General features: G+C 48.7%; 14 protein-coding genes and 1 riboswitch. Of the genes, 7 read left to right on the top strand and 7 right to left on the bottom strand.

Annotated elements, in window-relative coordinates; all coding sequences use genetic code 11:
• The first annotated feature begins 124 nt into the window (after positions 1 to 124).
• Genes sctD through NX720_RS22315 form a run of 4 tightly spaced genes read left to right on the top strand, consistent with a single transcriptional unit; the run spans position 125 to position 2,537 of the window.
• A complete protein-coding gene (gene sctD, locus NX720_RS22330; RefSeq protein ID WP_262597628.1) occupies positions 125 to 1,615 on the top strand; it encodes a type III secretion system inner membrane ring subunit SctD in 1,491 nt (496 codons plus the stop codon).
• Positions 1,596 to 1,853: an EscE/YscE/SsaE family type III secretion system needle protein co-chaperone gene (locus NX720_RS22325; protein WP_262597627.1), complete on the top strand. Its 258-nt coding sequence runs from the start codon at positions 1,596 to 1,598 to the stop codon at positions 1,851 to 1,853. Before sctD ends, NX720_RS22325 begins: the two co-directional genes overlap by 20 nt.
• A 22-nt stretch (positions 1,854 to 1,875) precedes the next feature.
• The gene (locus tag NX720_RS22320; protein WP_262597625.1) at positions 1,876 to 2,142 is read left to right on the top strand and encodes an EscF/YscF/HrpA family type III secretion system needle major subunit; all 267 of its coding nucleotides are present in this window, start codon (positions 1,876 to 1,878) and stop codon (positions 2,140 to 2,142) included.
• Positions 2,143 to 2,162: 20 nt separating this feature from the next.
• Complete coding sequence (locus tag NX720_RS22315; protein WP_262597623.1) at positions 2,163 to 2,537, top strand: hypothetical protein; 375 nt, start codon at positions 2,163 to 2,165, stop codon at positions 2,535 to 2,537.
• A gap of 3 nt (positions 2,538 to 2,540) precedes the next feature.
• On the opposite strand, the gene NX720_RS22310 is transcribed toward NX720_RS22315, so the two are convergent.
• The 6 genes from NX720_RS22310 to NX720_RS22285 form a co-directional block, all read right to left on the bottom strand.
• Positions 2,541 to 5,933 (bottom strand): DUF4135 domain-containing protein, encoded by a 3,393-nt coding sequence (locus NX720_RS22310; RefSeq protein WP_262597621.1) that lies wholly within the window; start codon positions 5,931 to 5,933, stop codon positions 2,541 to 2,543.
• 11 nt (positions 5,934 to 5,944) lie between these two features.
• The gene (locus NX720_RS22305; protein WP_262597619.1) at positions 5,945 to 6,412 is read right to left on the bottom strand and encodes a CesT family type III secretion system chaperone; all 468 of its coding nucleotides are present in this window, start codon (positions 6,410 to 6,412) and stop codon (positions 5,945 to 5,947) included.
• 36 nt (positions 6,413 to 6,448) lie between these two features.
• Positions 6,449 to 8,071: a Na+/H+ antiporter NhaC family protein gene (locus tag NX720_RS22300; protein ID WP_262597618.1), complete on the bottom strand. Its 1,623-nt coding sequence runs from the start codon at positions 8,069 to 8,071 to the stop codon at positions 6,449 to 6,451.
• Positions 8,072 to 8,217: 146 nt separating this feature from the next.
• A riboswitch (Lysine riboswitch) is annotated at positions 8,218 to 8,411 on the bottom strand.
• A 346-nt stretch (positions 8,412 to 8,757) separates the two neighbouring features.
• Positions 8,758 to 10,359 carry a glutamine-hydrolyzing GMP synthase gene (gene guaA / locus NX720_RS22295; protein WP_262597616.1) on the bottom strand — a complete coding sequence of 534 codons (1,602 nt, stop codon included), beginning with the start codon at positions 10,357 to 10,359 and terminating at the stop codon, positions 8,758 to 8,760.
• 144 nt (positions 10,360 to 10,503) lie between these two features.
• On the bottom strand, positions 10,504 to 11,973 hold the full coding sequence (guaB, locus tag NX720_RS22290) for an IMP dehydrogenase (RefSeq protein WP_262597615.1): 1,470 nt from the start codon (positions 11,971 to 11,973) through the stop codon (positions 10,504 to 10,506).
• Positions 11,974 to 12,156: 183 nt separating this feature from the next.
• Positions 12,157 to 13,473 (bottom strand): anaerobic C4-dicarboxylate transporter family protein, encoded by a 1,317-nt coding sequence (locus tag NX720_RS22285; RefSeq protein WP_262597614.1) that lies wholly within the window; start codon positions 13,471 to 13,473, stop codon positions 12,157 to 12,159.
• Between the two features lie 172 nt (positions 13,474 to 13,645).
• Between NX720_RS22285 and xseA the strand changes: the two genes are divergently transcribed.
• From xseA to NX720_RS22270, 3 genes are all read left to right on the top strand, one after another.
• A complete protein-coding gene (gene xseA / locus NX720_RS22280; RefSeq protein ID WP_262597613.1) occupies positions 13,646 to 15,034 on the top strand; it encodes an exodeoxyribonuclease VII large subunit in 1,389 nt (462 codons plus the stop codon).
• 297 nt (positions 15,035 to 15,331) lie between these two features.
• Positions 15,332 to 16,306, top strand: a complete 975-nt coding sequence (locus NX720_RS22275) for an OTU domain-containing protein (RefSeq protein ID WP_262597612.1) — start codon at positions 15,332 to 15,334, stop codon at positions 16,304 to 16,306.
• Between the two features lie 249 nt (positions 16,307 to 16,555).
• Positions 16,556 to 18,136, top strand: coding sequence for a hypothetical protein (locus NX720_RS22270; protein ID WP_262597610.1), 1,581 nt, complete (start codon positions 16,556 to 16,558; stop codon positions 18,134 to 18,136).
• A gap of 151 nt (positions 18,137 to 18,287) precedes the next feature.
• Here the strand turns inward: NX720_RS22270 and NX720_RS22265 are convergent, their stop codons facing one another.
• The gene (locus tag NX720_RS22265) at positions 18,288 to 19,400 is read right to left on the bottom strand and encodes an ISAs1 family transposase (RefSeq protein WP_262601632.1); all 1,113 of its coding nucleotides are present in this window, start codon (positions 19,398 to 19,400) and stop codon (positions 18,288 to 18,290) included.
• Between the last annotated feature and the right edge of the window lie 61 nt (positions 19,401 to 19,461).

Genomic DNA, 19,461 nt, shown 5'->3' with positions numbered 1-19,461 from the left:
TATTTAGTACTATCACGGCTCTGGATCATGATGATCAGATTAAACGACAGGGACTGCAAATCACCGAACTCAGCCATTGATCTTTTCCTTTTCGCCTGTTTTATAACCCCGGCGAGGTATCCCCGTGGGTGAATACTATCTGAAGATCCTGTCCGGCAATCACATAGGCGCTGAAATCCCCCTGGAGCCGGGTCAGCATTCACTGGGTAAAGATGAAAGCTGTGATCTGGTTCTAAGCGATGCTTCTCTTCGTGATAATGAACTGATTATCCAGATCACCCCTGAAGGGCAGCTCAATATTTTTCCCAGACACGAGGAAGGACCGCTTTATCACAACGGCCAGCCTGTTGAAAAACCATTCACCATGGCAGCCTTTGATGTTATCACCGCCAGCAACCTCTTTTTTACTCTTGGACCAGCCGATGCAGACTGGCCGGCGATCACCCTGCCCGAACTGCAACGACCTGAGCCCGAGACAGAGCCAGAAGAAACCGATAATGACTCTATCGCCGAAACAGAAGACAGTGATGACGGACTTCCCGACGTTGACCTGGACGAAGAAGACAACGATGATGATGATGACGAAGATGATCTGGAATTAGGATATGAAGCAGATTTCCTGACCAACGATGAAGACAATGACGATGAGAGCAACAAGCCACCTCCTCCCCCTGCGATCATCAAGAAAATTTTAATCGGTCTGCCTCTTAGTCTTATATTGATCATCATACTGCTGGCCATCTTCCTGCTAAGCGAAGAAACACCAGAAGCCCTCCCCCCCGAAAAGCAACCCATCGACCATGCTCTACAGGCTAAAACCATCAGAGACGAACTTAATCAAAAGCATGTTCGGGTCAAGACACTGCCTGACAAAAGCGTTCTGCTAACAGGCTACACCAACACCCTGAAAGACAAACAAAACCTGCAGCGTAACCTGAGCGAACAGAACATCCCCTTCACCTCGCAACTGGTTATTATGAACGAGCTGCGCGCCAGTGCTGACGCCCTGCTGCAAAATCGGGGTTATAGCGATATACGTCTGGAACTGGATAATACGCCCGGCTCACTGGTTATGACCGGCTATGTCGCCAGCGCCGAAGAATTGACGAATTTGATCGATATGCTCAAACAGGAAATCCATGGTCTTGTATCCATTGTTGATCAGGTTGAAAATCAGTCGAGCCGACTAAACACCCTCAAGTCCATGCTCCGGGAAAAAAATCTCAGCTCCCGCATTCATCTGGTGCAAAAAACCAACCTTATCACTCTAGAAGGTCACCTTTTGGACGATGAACAGGTATATAACCTGAATGATGTTGTCTCTCGTTTCAGAAAAAGGTATCGGGATAACCCTGTCCTAAAAGTCGCCACTCGCTCTGCGAACGACAACAAAGAGAAGAAACCGGGATTATTACCCTCCCTGAGAATCCGGGGAATCAGTATGGGAAGGGTTCCGTATGTGATTATGGAAGACGGGGGAAAATACCTGATCGGAGCAAAACTGGCGAACGGGTATATAATTGAAGATATTAACCTCGACTATCTTTTATTAGTAAAAGGAACAGATCGGGTCAAATACCGTCTTGGAGGGAACCGTGGCGGACAAAAAAAATAGTGAGACTATCCACCTTTCCGGAACTGAAGATCTCCTGCTCAATGATAAAAGCGGTGAATATCGTGAACAGCTGCTGAAACAGCTGATGGATGAAGCGATGCGCCTTAAAACCCTTTTGGATCAGGGTAACTCTCCCGACGAATTTGAAAAAAACAAAGACATGATGCTGGCATTACTGGCGGCTGCCGACGTGGTAGACCACACTTGGGAAAAACATCATAAACAGTCCTCTGACTAACAGTTCAAAGGGAGCATAAACCATGGCTCAAGGCGGAACAGGTGGAGCAACAGGCGGTGCTACTGGTAATAACTTTAATTTTGACCAGATTCAGTCTACATTCGGCCAAAAAGCGAATGAGCTGGATATAGAGCTGAAAAACAAAATCTCCACCATGGACCCGAACAGCACCAAAGACATGGTCGCTTTTCAGGTCGACTTTAACAAATACATGATTATTGAAGGTCTGCGGTCCAGCATTATCAAGTCCATCAAAGACACCATCCAGAGTATTATCCAGAAACTGTAGCCACAGGGAGAGCTTAAGTCATGGCTGACGATTCACTGATTAAAACATTGGCAGACATCGGCTTTATGGCCACCTCCAACAACATGTCCAAACAGGCCTTTGCTATTTTTTACGGACTGGAACAAGCCCGTCCTGACAGCCCGGTTCCTCACATTGGTTACGCCTTGCAGTACATGAATAAAAAACTGCACAAACATGCACTGGACATTCTGCACAAAAAAGCCCTGCCTCTGGATAAAGACAACCCGATCACCAAAGCGTTTATTGGCCTGGCACTGATGTTTGAAGGACGAAATAAGGAAAGCGAAGACTTTCTATCCGAAGTGTCTACTCAGGGAGACGACAGCGCCAAAATCATGGCCAAAGAACTTCTGGCTCACATTCGACAGAGCTGAGACCTACTGCTCAGCCAGTGACTTTCTGACAGCCTGCCTGACCTCTTCAGGCATATTCCCACCTGGCACCAACTGTTGTGTAAACCAGACAGTCAGCATACCCACATAGGCCTCAACAAAACGATGCCTGACTGCCTCATCTTTCAGACCATCCAATAACTCCCTGACGCTATCCATAACATCGGTATTAAAGTATCCCTCAGCAACAGAATCCGTAAATCCATCGTAATGTCGCACAGAAAGACTTCGCTCTCCCACCTGACTGGTATAGATGGGAAGATCCAGTTTCAGAATGCTTTTAGCCAGAGAGTCATCCAGAAGCGTCACCGCTTCCTGCCATTCCGGCTCAACCCATCTCTGACTCACCTCTCCGGTCAACGTCATTCTTCTGGTCAGCCGATGCACAAAAGCCTCAATACGCTTATTACCCAGTGATTGCAGAGCAGAAGCTGTTTGAACGTCACACAACAACTTCCTGGCTTCATTAAGATTCATAAATGGCTGATAGCGAATCTGATAATCCCCGAGCCCGGATAACAACGTCTTACATTCATCACTATGCTCTGCTACGGCCGTTATAACCTCAGTAAACCCGGCCAATACATCCTCAGCAAACCGGGTCATTGGATTACAATCAAGGCTATTCTGCCCCTCTATAGTCAGCAAATGTTTCAGCACAGGCTTGAATTGCTGCGGCTCAGCCTCAAGTAATTCACCATTTACCAACTTCACAGAACAAGAGGCGAGCCTGGCTATATGAAAGTCCTGCCACAGATGATTCAGCCCGGTCTCCTCTAAGCTACTGCCATCAAACCCTCTTAAAAAAGCCATTTCTGGCTGCTTCAGCTCATTCAACAACTTTTGATAGCACCCTCGGTGAAAGGCTGTTTTCGGGTCAATCAAATAAATCATCCCATTGCGACTGATCAGGTTTTGCTGATGCAAATCCGCTAGCCCCAGCAGTAACACATAAGCCAGCAACCCTCCGGTATGACGATAATAATCTCTGGCCTCATCCGCCGACAGAGTCAAACCCAACTCATCATCATCAAGGAATTCTGCATAACCATAGTGAACCAGCCTGCCACCTACAGTCTCCTGTCGACACAGAAGCCGGTGCGTACCTATCTGAACCTGTGACAACCAGTGATTAATCTGCTTAACCACCTTCCCGTCCGGATCAGTCAGTGCATGATCCACCCGCATATCTCTTGCCTTGTAAATGAGCCTCTGACCATTATCAAAGGTCAGCAGAAAAACTGTGTACTCCTGATGGTGCGAAAAGAAATCAACCCCAACCAGTCCACCTGCCTGATCGCCCCAGGCCTTAGCGTAGGTCGATTGAATACTCTCCATATCCTGCTGCAGCCTACGCAACAGGCAACGGACGCTGCGTAAATACCTGAAAACCAGCGACCGGCGAGAACGATACCAATAAGGGTAGGATCGGATCAGAAACTCCACACCACCCGCCTGCTCCAAAGCTTCAAGCACCTCACTATAGGCCGTCATTTTCTGCCCCCGGGCAAACCACCCAACGGCCTGCAGCAATGCACCATCCAGAATATTGGCCAGCTCAGTCCCCAGAGCCTGTAGCAGTAACGACTTATGCTCCTTAAATGGTGCAACAGCCTGCGACAAAACAGCCATACCGGCAGCCAGAAAGGGTTGTAAAAGATGAGCACGTCTCTGCTCAGGAAAAGTCAGCTTGAAATCATCATTCGCACTATCAGAGCGAATCATTTTGACAAAAGAAGAACCTGAAGACCGAGCTTCCGACAACGTTAACAGCTGGTATTTCAGCATCCATGCAAGGGTAAACTGAACTGGCTGCCCCTCATGCAATGTCTCCAGCGAGGCAACCGCTCTGGGCTGAATACATTGTTCCAGCAACTGATAGATAACATCCTGATCCAGCCACCCCTTAAGCTCGGAGAAATGAAAACCGTGCTCTGACTGAATCAAAACCCTCAACCCACGATCCGTTGTTACAAGATTCCGGGACAACTCCAGCTGCTCAGAGGGGTAGTGGCCAAACACATTATGAAATGACAGACCGGCTGGCCGCCCCTGACGATAGGGGACTGATGCCGCCTCTTTTCCCAATTCCAACGCCATCTGCTGATAAGCATTGACTAGCTCTGGCCAGGAAAATTGTTCAACAAAATGCTGCCTTCCAGTTTTACCCACCTGTTGTCGTAAATCATCATCCGTCAACAGACCTGCAAGAACATTGACCAGCGCCTCGATATCAACAGAAACGCTCTGGGCTTCGATCAACCGGGCCTGCGGCACATGCAGAAGACTTAAAGAACGATTAAGAGACTCATTGTTCACACCCATCGTAGGAATCAGATAACCGCTCACCTCGTTATCTACCAGCTCCCGGTAGCCGTTCCAGTCAGACAAAACCACAGGCACCTCATCACGCATGGCTTCCAGAGGCGTTATTCCGAAGCTCTCCTGCACATTATCAGCGAGCGACACAAAAACATCCGCAGCCTTATAAAGCTGGAACTTTTTGCGTTCATCAAGCGACAATTCAAAGCGAATATGGTCTTCAAGGTTTAGTTCACAGGCTCGCTTAAGCAACGACTGCACATAAGGGTCACCAGCATCTCCTGAACCGGCGATAACCAGCAGAAAGTCATCAATCCGCCACGCTTCAACCAACTCATTCAAAGCAAGGAGCAATGGATGAATATCCATTTTATCGAACGGCGATAAACGCCCAAGGCAGAACAATACTTTCTTATCTTCGGGCAAATTCAACGACTTTCTTGCAGCGTCTTTATCTTCCTGACATTCGGAATCCACTTCCAGCCCCAGCACCTGCTGCTCAAGCCGCCCACGATAAGGAAGCGCAATCCCCAGACAATCACTGATAGAGGCAGAAGCTGTCGAGAGCAAACGTTTGACCACCTGCCTCTGAGAAGCCGAACTGCATAGAATGGCATCGCAACTTTTCACTGGTGACATCACCAGGTCCCGAATTCTGGAGAGCCCCGAGTCATCACTCATGGTATGGGCTCTACCCACCACAGGGAAACACTTTGAAGCATGATGGTCGCGCAAGGCCACCAGGTCAGAAATATACGGATCACCACAATGAAAAATCGAATAATGATATCGGGAAAAACAGTCCGGAAGCTGGTGAACACTGATCAGCCTGATGACCTTATCTGAACCATAGGCATCAAAATGTGGCTGCCATTCAGCTTGAAATCCATCAATCTCTGCCGGAATCAGAAACAGGTGCAACTCAGTAAACTGACTGTGGCGGACAATCGCTTTCAGAAAAGAATTATTAGCACTCTGAAGCCCGTTATAACCCAGTTGTTTTCCGGGCCTGTGGGTAACAAGACAACCAAACAAACCATTATGCAAAACGCTCATGAAGCCTCCCGTCAGGGCATGATCATAACGGGCGCAGAAGGCATGGTCAGCGCATCTTCATTAATCAGTGTCAGAATATATTCAAAGTTATTCGCGAACTCAGCCAGGGCTTCTTCAATAATATCTTCATTAAGCCCTAATGCCGTTCGGGTTGTAGACAGGGAGAGTTCATCCGAATCCGGCTCAATGCACAAGCTGATTCTTTGCGTCTGGATCAAACCCAGGTGCTTCTGCAAAAGCTTCTTGAGAAGTTCTTCCTGCTCATCAGGTCTGGAAGGTAATTTGGCAATAACACCATGAAGATAGAACTTGCCATTTGCCTGAAAGCAAGCAAGTTCAATACGATCGTCAATGGAAATGTAGTAGCGGTTATCCCTGAACTCCAGCTCCCCCATCTGGTTGCGCCGGGCCACAGATTTAATCAGGTTATCAAAGCTCATAGCATCCCTGCTTGCTGGGTAGAACGAATGAAAAGACATCCTTGTCTTTCGTCTTCATTCTTTCAGTGTAGGGGGTTATTCCTTGACAAGTACAGTATCTTCAGGGGTGTTAGAATAGCCTGACAACTTGCGGAACAACATCAGCAGCACACCAAAGGCCACCAGAGAGGTAGTGAAACCTGCCGCTGCAGAATCTGACATACCCATGACCAGGTAACCCGACATGGCAACCACCGCAATACCCAGAGCATAAGGTAGCTGAGTCGTTACATGATCAATATGGTGACAGGAAGCACCCGTGGAAGACAGAATCGTCGTATCAGAAATTGGAGAACAGTGGTCACCAAATACCGCACCCGCCAGAACCGAAGCCAGCATAGGCAGCATCATGGAAATCTCCGCAGCCGCCGCCATATCACCCGCGATAGGTAACATGATACCAAAAGTACCCCAGCTGGTTCCGGTAGCAAATGCCATAGCGCCGGATACCAGGAACAGAATCATTGGCAGATAGCTTGGTTCCAGAGAAGAACTGCTGACCAGGCCTGCCAGATAACGACCGGTTTCCAGAGAGCTGATGACATCCACCAGCACCCAGGCAAAGACCAGAATGTAAATCGCTGGCAGCATGGAGCGCACACCTTCAATGATGGCCTTACTCCAGGCCGGGCCGTCCAGGTCATGACGAATCATGCGCACCATGGTCACCACCAGACCAATCAGGCCACCGTATACCAGAGAGTGAACCACGTCAGTGTTTTCAAACGCCCCCAGAACCGAAAACGCCTCTCCCGCTTCAGACAGGACAGCAGCACCCGTAGCAATCAAAGAGGCGCTCGTCGCAATGACCAGAGTAACAACCGGAATCACCAGGTCAGATACCGTTCCTTTAGAACTTCTGCCCAGCTCAGCACTGGCACCGGGAGGCGTGCCTTTACGGGCGTCATACAGCTCACCCGCGCGGGCTCGACGTTCATGAGTACGCATCGACCCCACGTTCAGATCCATCCAGGCGCTGCAGATAACCAGCAGCAGGGCGAACACGGCGTACAGGTTCATCGGCACCATGGCGACGAAAGCAGAAATCGCACTGATATCGGTGATCTCATGAGTCGCCAGAATCGTTCCAATCAGGGCAATAATGTAGGCACCCCAGCTGGACACCGGCGTAATGACACAGACAGGCGCTGCGGTAGAATCAATCAGGTAAGCCAGCTTGGCACGGGAAACACCGTGACGATCGGTTAAGGGACGGCTGATATTACCTACCGCCAGACTGTTAAAGTAGTCATCAATAAAGATAATCACACCCAGCAGAACCGTCAGCAGCTGAGAACCCTGACGAGTCTTGACCCGTTCACGGGCCCAGTCACCAAAAGCGCGGGCACCGCCGGAAATATCAATCAGGGTAGTGATAACACCCAGCAACATCAGAAACAGCAGAATAAAAACACTGCTGACATTAACACCTTCATCCCAGAAAACAGCAAAAAAGCTTTTGCCGATGTACGCAAGGGAATCCAGAGGGCTGTAGCCGGTCAATAAAAGAGCACCGGTAAGAATACCCGCCCCCAGGGACAGAAGCACTTTACGGGTAATGATCGCCAGCAAAATAGCGACAACAGGGGCAGCCAGAGATAATGGCGAATGACTAAAACTTAATAAATCCATAAAACTGATCTCGTAATAGCAAGTCATTTCATAAGGCTGTTATCCTTAACAGACTGTTATTCAGTTTGACTTGCAGGTGTCAGATCAGGAGGCAGTTGGATAAGGAGCAGAACAGATCAGTTCATACTTCTGTTGTGTAAATTCCCAACCGTTTAACGGGTCAGCTCACACAGACTTCCAGTAGCTCTCCACAGTTCAAAACCGTGACAGTGATACACCTCTTCGATGCACCACCAGTGGGTAGATACGACTCTCATACCCACTTCGGCACTTTTTCCTTTCATCCGGCTTATTGGCTGATAGGCTCAAACCAACGGAGTCACCCTACTCCGGATTACTATTAAAATAGTGCGCCTCTACTTCTTCGTTTAAGAGTTTCTCGTTTAAGAGTTTCTCGCTTAAGAGGATCACAGGCAGTGACTTAGCGAAGCTTCCAGCCACGCGCCACTGCTGATGAAAGACTATTATGCACACTGATAGCGGCCTGACAACCGACCCAACATAAAAACTTCTTCCATTCCCTGTAGTAGATCAACTTTTCAGCAAAGAGTTCCATAACATGATGTTTTTTAACCAGTTATTACAAAAAATCCCCCGCCATACGTGATGTCGGGTGATTTTTACGGATTAGCGCAGCTCAGAGTAGCAGCAATCAAGGGCTTTTAGCTTCTGGCTTTTAGCTGCTCATACAGCCAATAGCCAACAGCGAAATATCACTCCCACTCAATAGTCGCAGGCGGCTTGCTGGAGACGTCATAGGTCACACGGGAAACGTGCTCAATTTCGTTAATAATACGGCCGGATACTTTTTCCAACAGCTCATAAGGCAAATGCGCCCAGCGAGCCGTCATAAAGTCAACCGTCTCAACAGCACGCAGAGCGATAACGTATTCGTAGCGACGACCGTCACCCACCACACCTACAGACTTCACAGGCAGGAATACAGCAAACGCCTGACTGGTCTTGTGATACCAGTCAGCCTTACGCAGTTCTTCAATAAAGATGGCATCGGCTTTACGCAGAATGTCACAGTATTCTTTCTTAACTTCACCCAGCACTCGTACACCCAGACCAGGACCAGGAAATGGATGACGGTACACCATGTCATAAGGCAGCCCCAGCTCAAGGCCAATCTTGCGTACTTCGTCCTTGAACAGTTCACGCAGAGGCTCAACCAGCGACATCTTCATCTCTTCCGGCAGACCACCCACATTATGGTGGGACTTGATGACGTGAGCCTTGCCACTTTCAGCCCCGGCAGATTCAATGACGTCCGGATAGATAGTGCCCTGTGCCAGGAACTCAATACCGTCCAGCGCCGTCGCCTGCTCATCAAACACCTCAATAAAGGTGTTACCGATAATCTTACGCTTGGCTTCCGGCTCATCCACACCTTTCAGCTTGTCCAGGAAAAGATCTTCAGAGTCGGCACGAATCACGCACACACCCATGTTTTCAGCAAACATGGACATTACCTGGTCACCTTCGTGCAGACGCAACAGGCCGTTGTCAACAAACACACAGACCAGCTGATCGCCAATCGCCTTGTGCAACAGCGCCGCTACCACACTGGAGTCAACACCACCGGACAGCCCCAGCAGCACCTGCTTATCACCCACCTGCTCACGCACACGGGCAATAGCGTCTTCGATAATCTGCCCCGGAGTCCACAGCTTTTCACAACCAGCAATATCCACCACAAAACGCTCAAGAATGCGGTAGCCCTGTTTGGTGTGGGTCACTTCAGGGTGGAACTGAATGCCGTAGAATCGCTTATCGTCACAAGCCATGGCAGCAATCGGACAGGAACCGGTAGAAGCTGCAAGAACGAAACCTTCCGGCAGCTCACTGACTTTATCACCATGACTCATCCACACATCCAGACTCATGCGGCCGTGATCACAGATATGATCTTCAATACCTTCAAACAGGCGGGTTTTCTCTTCCAGAGTCACCTGGGCGTAACCAAACTCACGCAGGTTGGAAGTGGACACTTTGCCACCCATCTGTTCTGCCATGGTCTGCATGCCATAGCAAATACCCAGAACCGGTACACCCAGATCAAAAACAACGTCAGGCGCTCGTGGCGAGTCATCACCGGTAACAGACTCAGGACCACCGGACAGAATCACGGCTTTAGGAGCGAAGTCACGGATTTTCTGCTCATCCATATCAAACGGATGCAGCTCACAATAAACACCGATTTCACGCACACGACGGGCAATCAGCTGCGTGTACTGAGAACCGAAATCCAGAATCAGAACTCGCTCAGCGTGAATATCCTTGGACTTTGCGTTAGACATCGCGTTAGACATAGTCTTCTCAAACAGCCTTGGGCAAAAGAAAATGCTGCACCATCAGCGAGCACTTTCATTGTTTATGGAAACAAAAAGTTTATGGAAACTTAAAACAGAACAGCCGGATAAAAATCCGACTGTTCTGTTTTAACAGGCTACTTATCAGCCGACACGATAATTGGGCGCTTCTTTGGTAATCGTCACGTCGTGTACGTGAGACTCCTTCATACCGGCATTGGTCACACGCACAAACTCCGGCACAGAGCGCATGGTGTGGATATCGGCAGAACCGGTATACCCCATGGCAGCGCGCAGACCGCCCACCATCTGGTGAATAATGGCATTCAGTGGCCCTTTGTAAGGTACACGACCTTCAATACCTTCAGGTACCAGCTTTTCAGCACCATCCTCAGCACTCTGGAAGTATCGGTCGCTGGAGCCGGTAGCCTGGCCCATAGCACCCAGAGATCCCATGCCGCGGTAAGCCTTGTAGCTTCGACCCTGGAACAGTTCAACCTCACCCGGCGCTTCCTCGGTACCTGCCAGCATGCTGCCAAGCATAACGGTACTGGCACCAGCGACAATCGCCTTGGCCAGGTCGCCGGAGAAGCGAATACCGCCGTCGGCAATCACTGGAACGTCAGTATCTTTCAGGGCTTCAACCACATTAGCCACCGCTGAAATCTGCGGCACACCAATACCGGTGACAATACGGGTAGTACAGATAGAACCCGGCCCGATACCGACTTTAACACCATCTGCACCGGCTTCCGCCAGCGCGCGCGCCGCAGCACCGGTGGCGATATTACCGCCAATCACCTGAACCTGTGGATAAGTTTCCTTAACCCAGCGAACACGCTCAATAACACCCCTGGAGTGACCGTGAGCCGTATCGACAATCACCACATCGACACCAGCGTCGACCAGTGCCGCCACACGCTCAGGGGTTTCAGGTCCTGTACCAACAGCGGCACCCACGCGCAACTGACCATGGTCATCTTTACTGGCCAGCGGGTAGTCCTGGGCTTTTTTGATATCCTTAACGGTCATCATGCCCACCAGGCCAAAGCTGTCGTCAACCACCAGCACTTTTTCAATGCGATGCTTGTGTAACAGCTTGCGAACCGTCTCCTGATCAGTACCTTCCAGTACCGTTACCAGACGATCCTTTGGCGTCATGATCTGGGAAACGATTTTGTCCAGGTTAGAGACAAAACGCACGTCACGACTGGTGACAATACCCACCAGGTCGTCACCATCCAGCACCGGCACACCGGAAATTTTGTGCTTACCGGTCAGCTCCAGCAAGTCACGCACTGTGGCCGATGAGTCGATAGTAATCGGGTCTTTCACCACACCACTTTCATGTTTTTTAACCTTACGAACTTCGTTGGCCTGCTGGGCAATGGTCATGTTCTTGTGAATGATACCAATACCACCTTCCTGGGCCATGGCAATCGCCAGACGAGCCTCAGTAACGGTATCCATAGCAGCAGAGATCAGAGGAATATTCAGTTCAATGTCGCGGGTCAGGCGGGTCTTGAGGGAAACATCTTTCGGGAGAACTTCGGAGTAACCTGGCAAAAGCAGGACATCATCGAAGGTGAGGGCTTCTTGGGCAATTCTCAGCATTACCTGTTACCAATCCAGTACGTTGATAAAAATCGCGGATAAAATTCTTGGGATTCTACCGCAGTCCGCATTCCTATCACACGCAGAATACCTTGAAATTATTCGAATGCCAATACAAAAAAACCGCAACTTCTCAGCTGCGGTTTTTCAGAGCCCTATAATTTCTTCTTTTAGATCAGATGGTTACAAAACAATTCCAGAAATCACAAAACCAGCGGCAACAGAGAAACTAATAGCCATCAGCCCCGGCAACATAAAGCTGTGATTGAACACATACTTACCGATCTTAGTGGTACCAGTACTGTCAAAATCGATGGCAGCAATGATCGGACCGTAGTTAGGCACAAAGAAATAACCGTTTACCGCCGGGAACATGGCAATCAAAGCCGGAGCCGGCAGCCCCAGGGCAACACCCAGAGGCATCAGCGCCGTCGTTGTTGCGCCCTGGCTGTTCACCATGACAGACAGTACGAACAGGGCAATCGCAAATGCCCATGGGTACATACTCACCATTTCACCAATACCAGACTTGAGCATGGCATCATGGGCACCAAAGAAAGTATTACCCAGCCAGGCAATACCAAAGATCGCGATGACGGCACGCATACCGGCAATGAACACATCGCCACGGGTGACTTCAGCAATATCAACGCGACAAACCGCAACAATAGCAGTACCTGCGCACAGCATGATGATCTCAATAGTATGCGCCATCCCCATTCTTGCACCAGACTCAAAAACAGGTCGCAGAGACGGGAAAGCACCCATCATGACAACCGCTACAGCGGCCAGCAGGAAGAGCCCAACAGACTTTTTAGCCCCCGGCTTCAGTTCGCTGACCAGTTCGCCACCTTCCTCTTCCATTTTTGCGCGGAAGGCAGGATCCTGCATACGCTTCAGGAACTCAGGATCATCCTTCAGCTCTCTACCCAGCTTGTTAGTCACCAGGGACGCCAGGCCCAGGCCAATAGCAGTGGAAGGAATAGTGACCCCCAGAATACCTGCCAGGGTGATATCAAAGTCCGCCAGAAAACCCAGCAGCGCAACAGTAGCAGCCGCGATCGGGCTGGCGACAATCCCCACCTGGGAGGCAATCACCGCCATGGACAGAGGACGCTCCGGACGAACCCCGGTACGACGGGACACTTCAGCGATAACCGGCAACACAGAGTAGGCAACATGACCAGTACCAGCGAACATAGTGAACACGTAAGTAACAGCCGGTGCCATAAAAGTGATGCGCTTGGGATTCTTACGCAGAATTCTCTCAGCCAGCTGAACCAGATACTCCAGACCTCCGGCCGCCTGCATACAGGCAGCTGCGGACACCACAGCGACAATCATCAGCATGACATCAATAGGCGGACTGGTTGGCTCCAGACCAAACACAAAGCTCAGAATGGCGAGGCCAACGCCCCCCATCAAGCCAAGACCTACGCCACCAATGCGTGCGCCAATCAGGATACAGGCCAGAACGACCAGAAGCTGTATAAAAAACATACCAACCCTTAACAGGAAATGAAAAAACAGTTAATGTCTGAATTGTAAGCATCACGCATTAATTAACACATTAGTGATAACGTATTAACACTAAGTAGTTTCCGTTATTTCCCAGCGACTTAGACGGATTACCGAAACCATCACCTTAACACCACTCAGCTTGAGCCAGGCAATGCACGGTCAAAACCTATATAACTTCTCTGACGACTCGTTCTCACAATCGTCAACGCATCGTCCACTAACTGTCACAGAATTGAACAGCCGTACTCGCCGCATGCTGGAAACGCATTTTGGCAATGTGCGTGTAGAAGGCGAACTTTCGGCACTGGCACGCCCGCGTTCAGGCCACTGGTACTTCACTTTAAAAGACGCCAATGCGCAAATACGCTGCGCCATGTTCAAAAACCGCAACAGCAGCTTGAAATTCACTCCCACCGAAGGCATGCAACTACTGATCAGGGGGCGGGTCAGCCTGTATGAGGGGCGCGGCGATTACCAGCTAATCGTAGATCATATGGAGGAAGCGGGAGCCGGAGCACTTCAGCGGGCTTTTGAAGAACTGAAGACAAAGCTGGCCAACGAAGGGTTATTCAGCGCCGAGCGTAAACGAAATATTCCAGCGCTCCCCAGACAGATTGGAGTAGTCACCTCCCCCACCGGGGCAGCCATTAAAGATATTCTCGCCGTCCTTAAGCGACGCTTTCCTGCTATCAAGGTGACCGTAATACCAGCTGCCGTTCAGGGCAAACAAGCCAGCGGGGAGATTGTGAAGGCTATCGACCTGGCTAACCGGATGCCCGGACTTGACGTATTGATTGTTGGCCGGGGCGGTGGCTCCCTGGAAGACCTCTGGCCTTTTAATGAAGAGCCCGTGGCGAGGGCCATCGCCAACAGCGCACTGCCTGTTGTCAGCGCTGTCGGGCATGAAATTGATTTTACCATTGCCGATTTTGTGGCGGACTACAGAGCCCCAACGCCTTCTGCGGCTGCCGAAATCCTTAGCCCGGATCGTCAGGAGTGGCTGCACAAACTGAATCTGCTGAGTCGTAAACTCAACCTTCATATTCAGCACAAACTGCAAGCCACCAGCCAGTCTCTGGACAATATCAGCCTGCGCCTGCGACATCCCGGAGAGCGTTTACGGGAACATAACCAGCGACTGGATGACCTTGAAATCCGCTTGCAGCAAGCCATGACCATCAACCTGCAAAACCGGCACTCAAACTCTCAGCAACTACAAAGCAGGCTACTGCGACAATCCCCTGCCAGACTGGTTGAGAAAATCAGACACCGCACAGAGCATCTGTCTGAACACCTTCAACACCAGATGCAGAAAAAGCTTGAACGGCAAAACCACCAGCTGCAACAGCTCTCCGGACACCTGAACGCCGTCAGCCCGCTTGCCACCCTGTCGAGGGGGTACTCTATTGTGCAGAAAGATGGAGACATCATAAGGGATGTGAATGCACTGAATCCGGGCGACCAGATCACTACTCGCTTCAGTTCAGGCTCTGCCAGCTGCACCGTGAATACGCTACACCCTGAAAGCCCGAAAGCCTGATAAAAGCAGAAACCGAGCTGCAAACCGCCCTGACACGTATCCGGAAACTTGCCATCGAGACCGGCGAACTGAAACAGGAAAATAAGCGGCTTTATAAAGAGAATGGCGAATTAAAGGCGCAACTGGACTTTACCCTGCAACAGGTTCTGCCCGCTGACAAGTAGCCAGGCGATCCGAAGCAATAACTTTTTTGCCAGTGATTCTGTCTACTCTGTCAGGTCTGCTAACAACCGTTTCGACAATTTCTGCTTAACTGGTGACTTCCATTGGAAGGCGTCATCCATTTAAGGAGAATTTATGGAAATTTCAGGCCCCTATTCCCAATCAGGTCAGAATAGCCCGAACCTGGTCGAGTTAGACGATGACCGAACTGCTCTGCTGGAGGATTCCACACAGCGGCAGCCCGATTCTATTTGTGAGCGCATTGGGCACTTTCTACGCACTACAGTACCCGACACCTTTCAGCCATCAACCACCCACCTGCGCAGCAGACAAATGAGCATTCTCGAAGATCAGAAGGTAGTGACCCATACCGTCGAGTCGGAGCGACTCAATCAAGTCACACCGTCAGCGCTTGAATTTTTTAAAAACTTCAGCAATCAGTATTGGTCAGAAAGCACAACAGCTAACTTTGAAGAACAGGTTCGGCTAATAACAGACCTCAAGGAAACATTTCCTAACTATTTTAAGAAAATCCCACTCCAAAGCCTCACCTTCAAAGACCGGGAGCAATGCGGTGCCATTTTGGAAGGCATTGTTAATCACTACCAGCTGGACTTGCTGGTAGAACAGGCCGCGGGCATGAACGAGGGTTGGCAAACCACCCCCACCATCGATAATGGAAACTGCCTGTACGACGCGATCTGGCAAGGGCTGGGCAAGGACAAGCAACAGGAACTGCAAAAAAAGACCGGCAAAGCCGATTACAGGGCATTAAAAGAAATCCTGCAACAGCAAGCGCCTAACTACCGCGACACCATCATGGCAAACAGCCAGGGCATTGATGCCCATTACGAAAGCATTGAGGATTACCAACAACAGCTTAATGATCCGGAAAAGCTGTGGGGCCGCCACGCCACGGAAGGTAAAATACTGGCACAGGAGCTGGGCATTAACCTGGTGTTGAAAGGTGGATTCAGTTATGAGCCCAGCATAGAGTCAGGCACCTTTGTTGAGCGTGATGATGAAAACATTTACTGTTCAGAACAGAACACTCAGGTTGTGTTTATTGGCAACCGGAAACAGCATTACACTGCTATAAGCCAGGTTTAAAGGGTGTTTTCTATGCAGGACATGGCAGAACGAAAAGAAGACGCGGGGATGAAATTATCAGGGACGCCTCCATACTCACCCCCGGTGATCATGTGACCGCACAACTTAGCAAAAGAAAAATTCACTGCACCGTTGACCAGATTGACTAGAATTGTCGCAGAAAACAATAAGGATCGCCTGGCAAACACATGTTGGGAAACATTACGCCTCTTTAAGGGCGCAATCATTCTAATAAATCAGAGTCAAAATATGGTTAAAAACAAACTAGTTAACTGCTTAAAATCTCTCACGTTAGCCATTATTTTTTTGAATGCTTCAAAAGGGTACCCTGGCGAAACAGAACTTTACTCCTTACAACCCGCTGATAGCCATTACTTACAAATACCCCCTCCACTTCCAAGCCCACGCAGCATTCTTCTTTCAGGTTATCAATCACAAGACAGCAACCCATTAGCAGCATTAAATTTAAGCAATATGAATCTGATCCATTTTCAAAGATTTATACAATGGATAGAAGAGTATTTTTCACAGGGCAAATTCAGAGAATATAAAAACAACATCAACACTGCAGCAATATCAGTAGAAAAAAGTAAAATACACTTTAAATCAACACCCTCTAACAGACCAGAACCAGAACCAGAACCAGAACCACAGTCAGGATCAGATACAGATACAGATACAGAATCAACAGAAGAAACTATCATTGACGGATTCGCCATCAAAGATTTCTCTACTCTGCAAGAGTTAGAAAATGATTGTTCTGAAAGCATGTTGTATGCATACAAAAATGACCGGTTCATCAAACTCATGGAAGAGGTTAAGGAAAAAAATATTGACTGGGACACTATTGAAACAGAAACAATACCTGAAGGATACCCTTACCCGCTAGCCTGGGATATGGTACGACTTTTCAACAGGGCATTTAGTTCAAACGGAAAACTGACCAACCCTGAAGATGACTTTTTAAAAATCATAAAAAATAAAGACCCCGCACTAGACGTAATAATAAAAATCATGATAAACGCAATGTACAAAATAAATGAGACCGATGCTTACATAACTACCGCATGGCTGAAATACATACTCATAGAGCATCAGATTCATTTTGATATTGATAACTGGTTAAGCAGAAGATTCATTCAGGCTGATTATAGTTTTAACATCGCTGACGCCCCCTTGATCATCGGCAATAATTTAACACCAGAGGGAGAAAAATATGTAAAAAAATATAACCTGGATAAAAAAACTGTAATGAAAAGCAGAGCCTTCTCAACAACAAAATACAGTTCTAAATCACTTTGGATTATCTTAATGCACTTTTACAAAAAAATGAGTCTAGTAAATAAAGATAAAGAGCTAAGTTTCGAAGACCTTTTTCAGGATGACCCACTATTCACGAACATATTCATTCCAATATTGAATGAGATATTCTCCTGCATCTCCTGCGGCCTTGAAAGCAATGAAAAAGCATTGTTGGCTTTATGGATTGACAATACCTTTTCCGACATTCATTTACAGTTCAACTGGAGAAGGTCTCTTAGAAATCACCCATTCATGCCTGTCCAAACTGAAGAGCCCCCTCACCCAACCCAATCCAGCCAGCCAGTTAGCAGGACAAAAGGTATCAGCCGCAAACGCCCGGGAAGCACCGTAAAAGAACAGTTGATTAAAACACGCAAAAAACGCAAAAGCCACCTCCCGACTCGCTACAGATCATCAGAGGGTAAAATCATCCCCCATGAAAATGAACCGCAATCCACAAGGAATCCTGATCCGGATCAGTCCACTCCACCCGGTGCCTTAAATGGGCAAAGCACATATCAGCCCTGAAGGGCTGAAGAAATTCACCTCCCTGCTGGTTCGCAGGGAGCACTCTTTCAGTTAAGAGGTAGAGGTAAAGCTCACTGCACAGTCGACTTGCTGGGTTAATACATACGCAGTTTTGTATAGCCAACAGGGCGATCTCATTTGGCACTAACTTTCAAATAACCCCCTGAAGCAGCAGCGTTCTATATTCATCATCCGCTGCTGCCATGATGCGCTTATTTTTAACACCAAGCTTCAACGTGGATTCCTGCTTTAACAAGTTCAGAGCTACTTGCCTAAATATCGCCATATTTTCTGGACCAAAACCTTTTCTAATGCGGCATTCGTCTTCTCTAAAGCCAATATCGAGTACCCAGTGCAGGTTATTTTCCACCGACCAGTGAGAACGAACCGAATTCATGAAGTTTTTTGCATCTGTTGTCAGGCTGGAAATAAAGTATCGACGCTCAGTGCTCACTTTATTGCCTTCGTGACGCTCACTTTCAACAACTCCGATCATGGCAAGATCCTTCCAGTCCTCACGCTGGTCAAGCCAGTGAATATCGGTGCTCGTCCAACAGCGACGTATTTCTATCCGACCATGACCTTTTTCTACTGTTTCATGAGAGCTTGCGCCTTCAGGTAGCTTTTCCTTCGTTGTCAGGGCATCAAGATAAAGCTTAATGTCATCGTGTAAAAGCTGCTGGTTTCCTTTAACGGCCAGAAGATAATGTGCATTTTTCTCTCTGATTTTTTCGGCGATCGCTTTTTGGCACCCCATGGCGTCGGTGCTGACGATACATCCACTGATCTCCAGCATATCGAGTAAAGCTGGAATGGCTGTAATTTCATTCGACTTAGCTGCTGTTTTGAGCTGTCCAAGCACCATGCCGGTCTGGCTAGCCCACGCATTAACCATATGAATAGCCGCTTTATTATCCCCTTTGTCGTATGAGCGCCGTAGTGTTTTTCCATCAATGGCAACAACTTCACCATGAGTGCGTTCAGCAATTTGCTTTACCCAATTTATAAAGCACTGCCGGAACTCGTCGGGGTCAAGTCGCTCGAAAACCCGGATGAAAGTGTGGTGTGATGGAACACCATGAGGCATAGGGATGTAGAGGTTTAGCCAGTATTTCTTTTTTCTGGCAAGTTGAGAAACCATTTTCCAGTCTTCAGCTCCACAAGTGATCATACAAACAGCTATGAATACAAGGTGAGGCAGAGGGTATCGATGATTATCAGCGCGAATTTCAGTTAGTTCAGAACAAATATCCAAGAGAGTCATGTGCAGCAATCCTTAATCCTAAATTCAGCAGTTGAACGCCACTGAGCCATGCCATTAGGAA

Source organism: Endozoicomonas euniceicola (genome assembly GCF_025562755.1).
GTDB lineage: Bacteria > Pseudomonadota > Gammaproteobacteria > Pseudomonadales > Endozoicomonadaceae > Endozoicomonas_A > Endozoicomonas_A euniceicola.
The sequence above is the reverse complement of the archived record's forward strand: the minus strand, read 5'-3'. Positions and strand labels throughout refer to the sequence as shown.

What these genes read in the sequence shown, in the direction of transcription:
- NX720_RS22320 (WP_262597625.1), top strand. Translation starts at nt 1,876, where the DNA reads ATGGCTCAAGGCGGAACAGGTGGAGCAACAGGCGGTGCTACTGGTAAT.
- NX720_RS22315 (WP_262597623.1), top strand. Translation starts at nt 2,163, where the DNA reads ATGGCTGACGATTCACTGATTAAAACATTGGCAGACATCGGCTTTATG.
- NX720_RS22310 (WP_262597621.1), bottom strand. Translation starts at nt 5,933, where the DNA reads ATGAGCGTTTTGCATAATGGTTTGTTTGGTTGTCTTGTTACCCACAGG.
- NX720_RS22305 (WP_262597619.1), bottom strand. Translation starts at nt 6,412, where the DNA reads ATGTCTTTTCATTCGTTCTACCCAGCAAGCAGGGATGCTATGAGCTTT.
- NX720_RS22300 (WP_262597618.1), bottom strand. Translation starts at nt 8,071, where the DNA reads ATGACTTGCTATTACGAGATCAGTTTTATGGATTTATTAAGTTTTAGT.
- guaA (WP_262597616.1), bottom strand. Translation starts at nt 10,359, where the DNA reads ATGTCTAACGCGATGTCTAACGCAAAGTCCAAGGATATTCACGCTGAG.
- guaB (WP_262597615.1), bottom strand. Translation starts at nt 11,973, where the DNA reads ATGCTGAGAATTGCCCAAGAAGCCCTCACCTTCGATGATGTCCTGCTT.
- NX720_RS22285 (WP_262597614.1), bottom strand. Translation starts at nt 13,473, where the DNA reads ATGTTTTTTATACAGCTTCTGGTCGTTCTGGCCTGTATCCTGATTGGC.
- xseA (WP_262597613.1), top strand. Translation starts at nt 13,646, where the DNA reads ATGCACGGTCAAAACCTATATAACTTCTCTGACGACTCGTTCTCACAA.
- NX720_RS22275 (WP_262597612.1), top strand. Translation starts at nt 15,332, where the DNA reads ATGGAAATTTCAGGCCCCTATTCCCAATCAGGTCAGAATAGCCCGAAC.
- NX720_RS22270 (WP_262597610.1), top strand. Translation starts at nt 16,556, where the DNA reads ATGGTTAAAAACAAACTAGTTAACTGCTTAAAATCTCTCACGTTAGCC.
- NX720_RS22265 (WP_262601632.1), bottom strand. Translation starts at nt 19,400, where the DNA reads ATGACTCTCTTGGATATTTGTTCTGAACTAACTGAAATTCGCGCTGAT.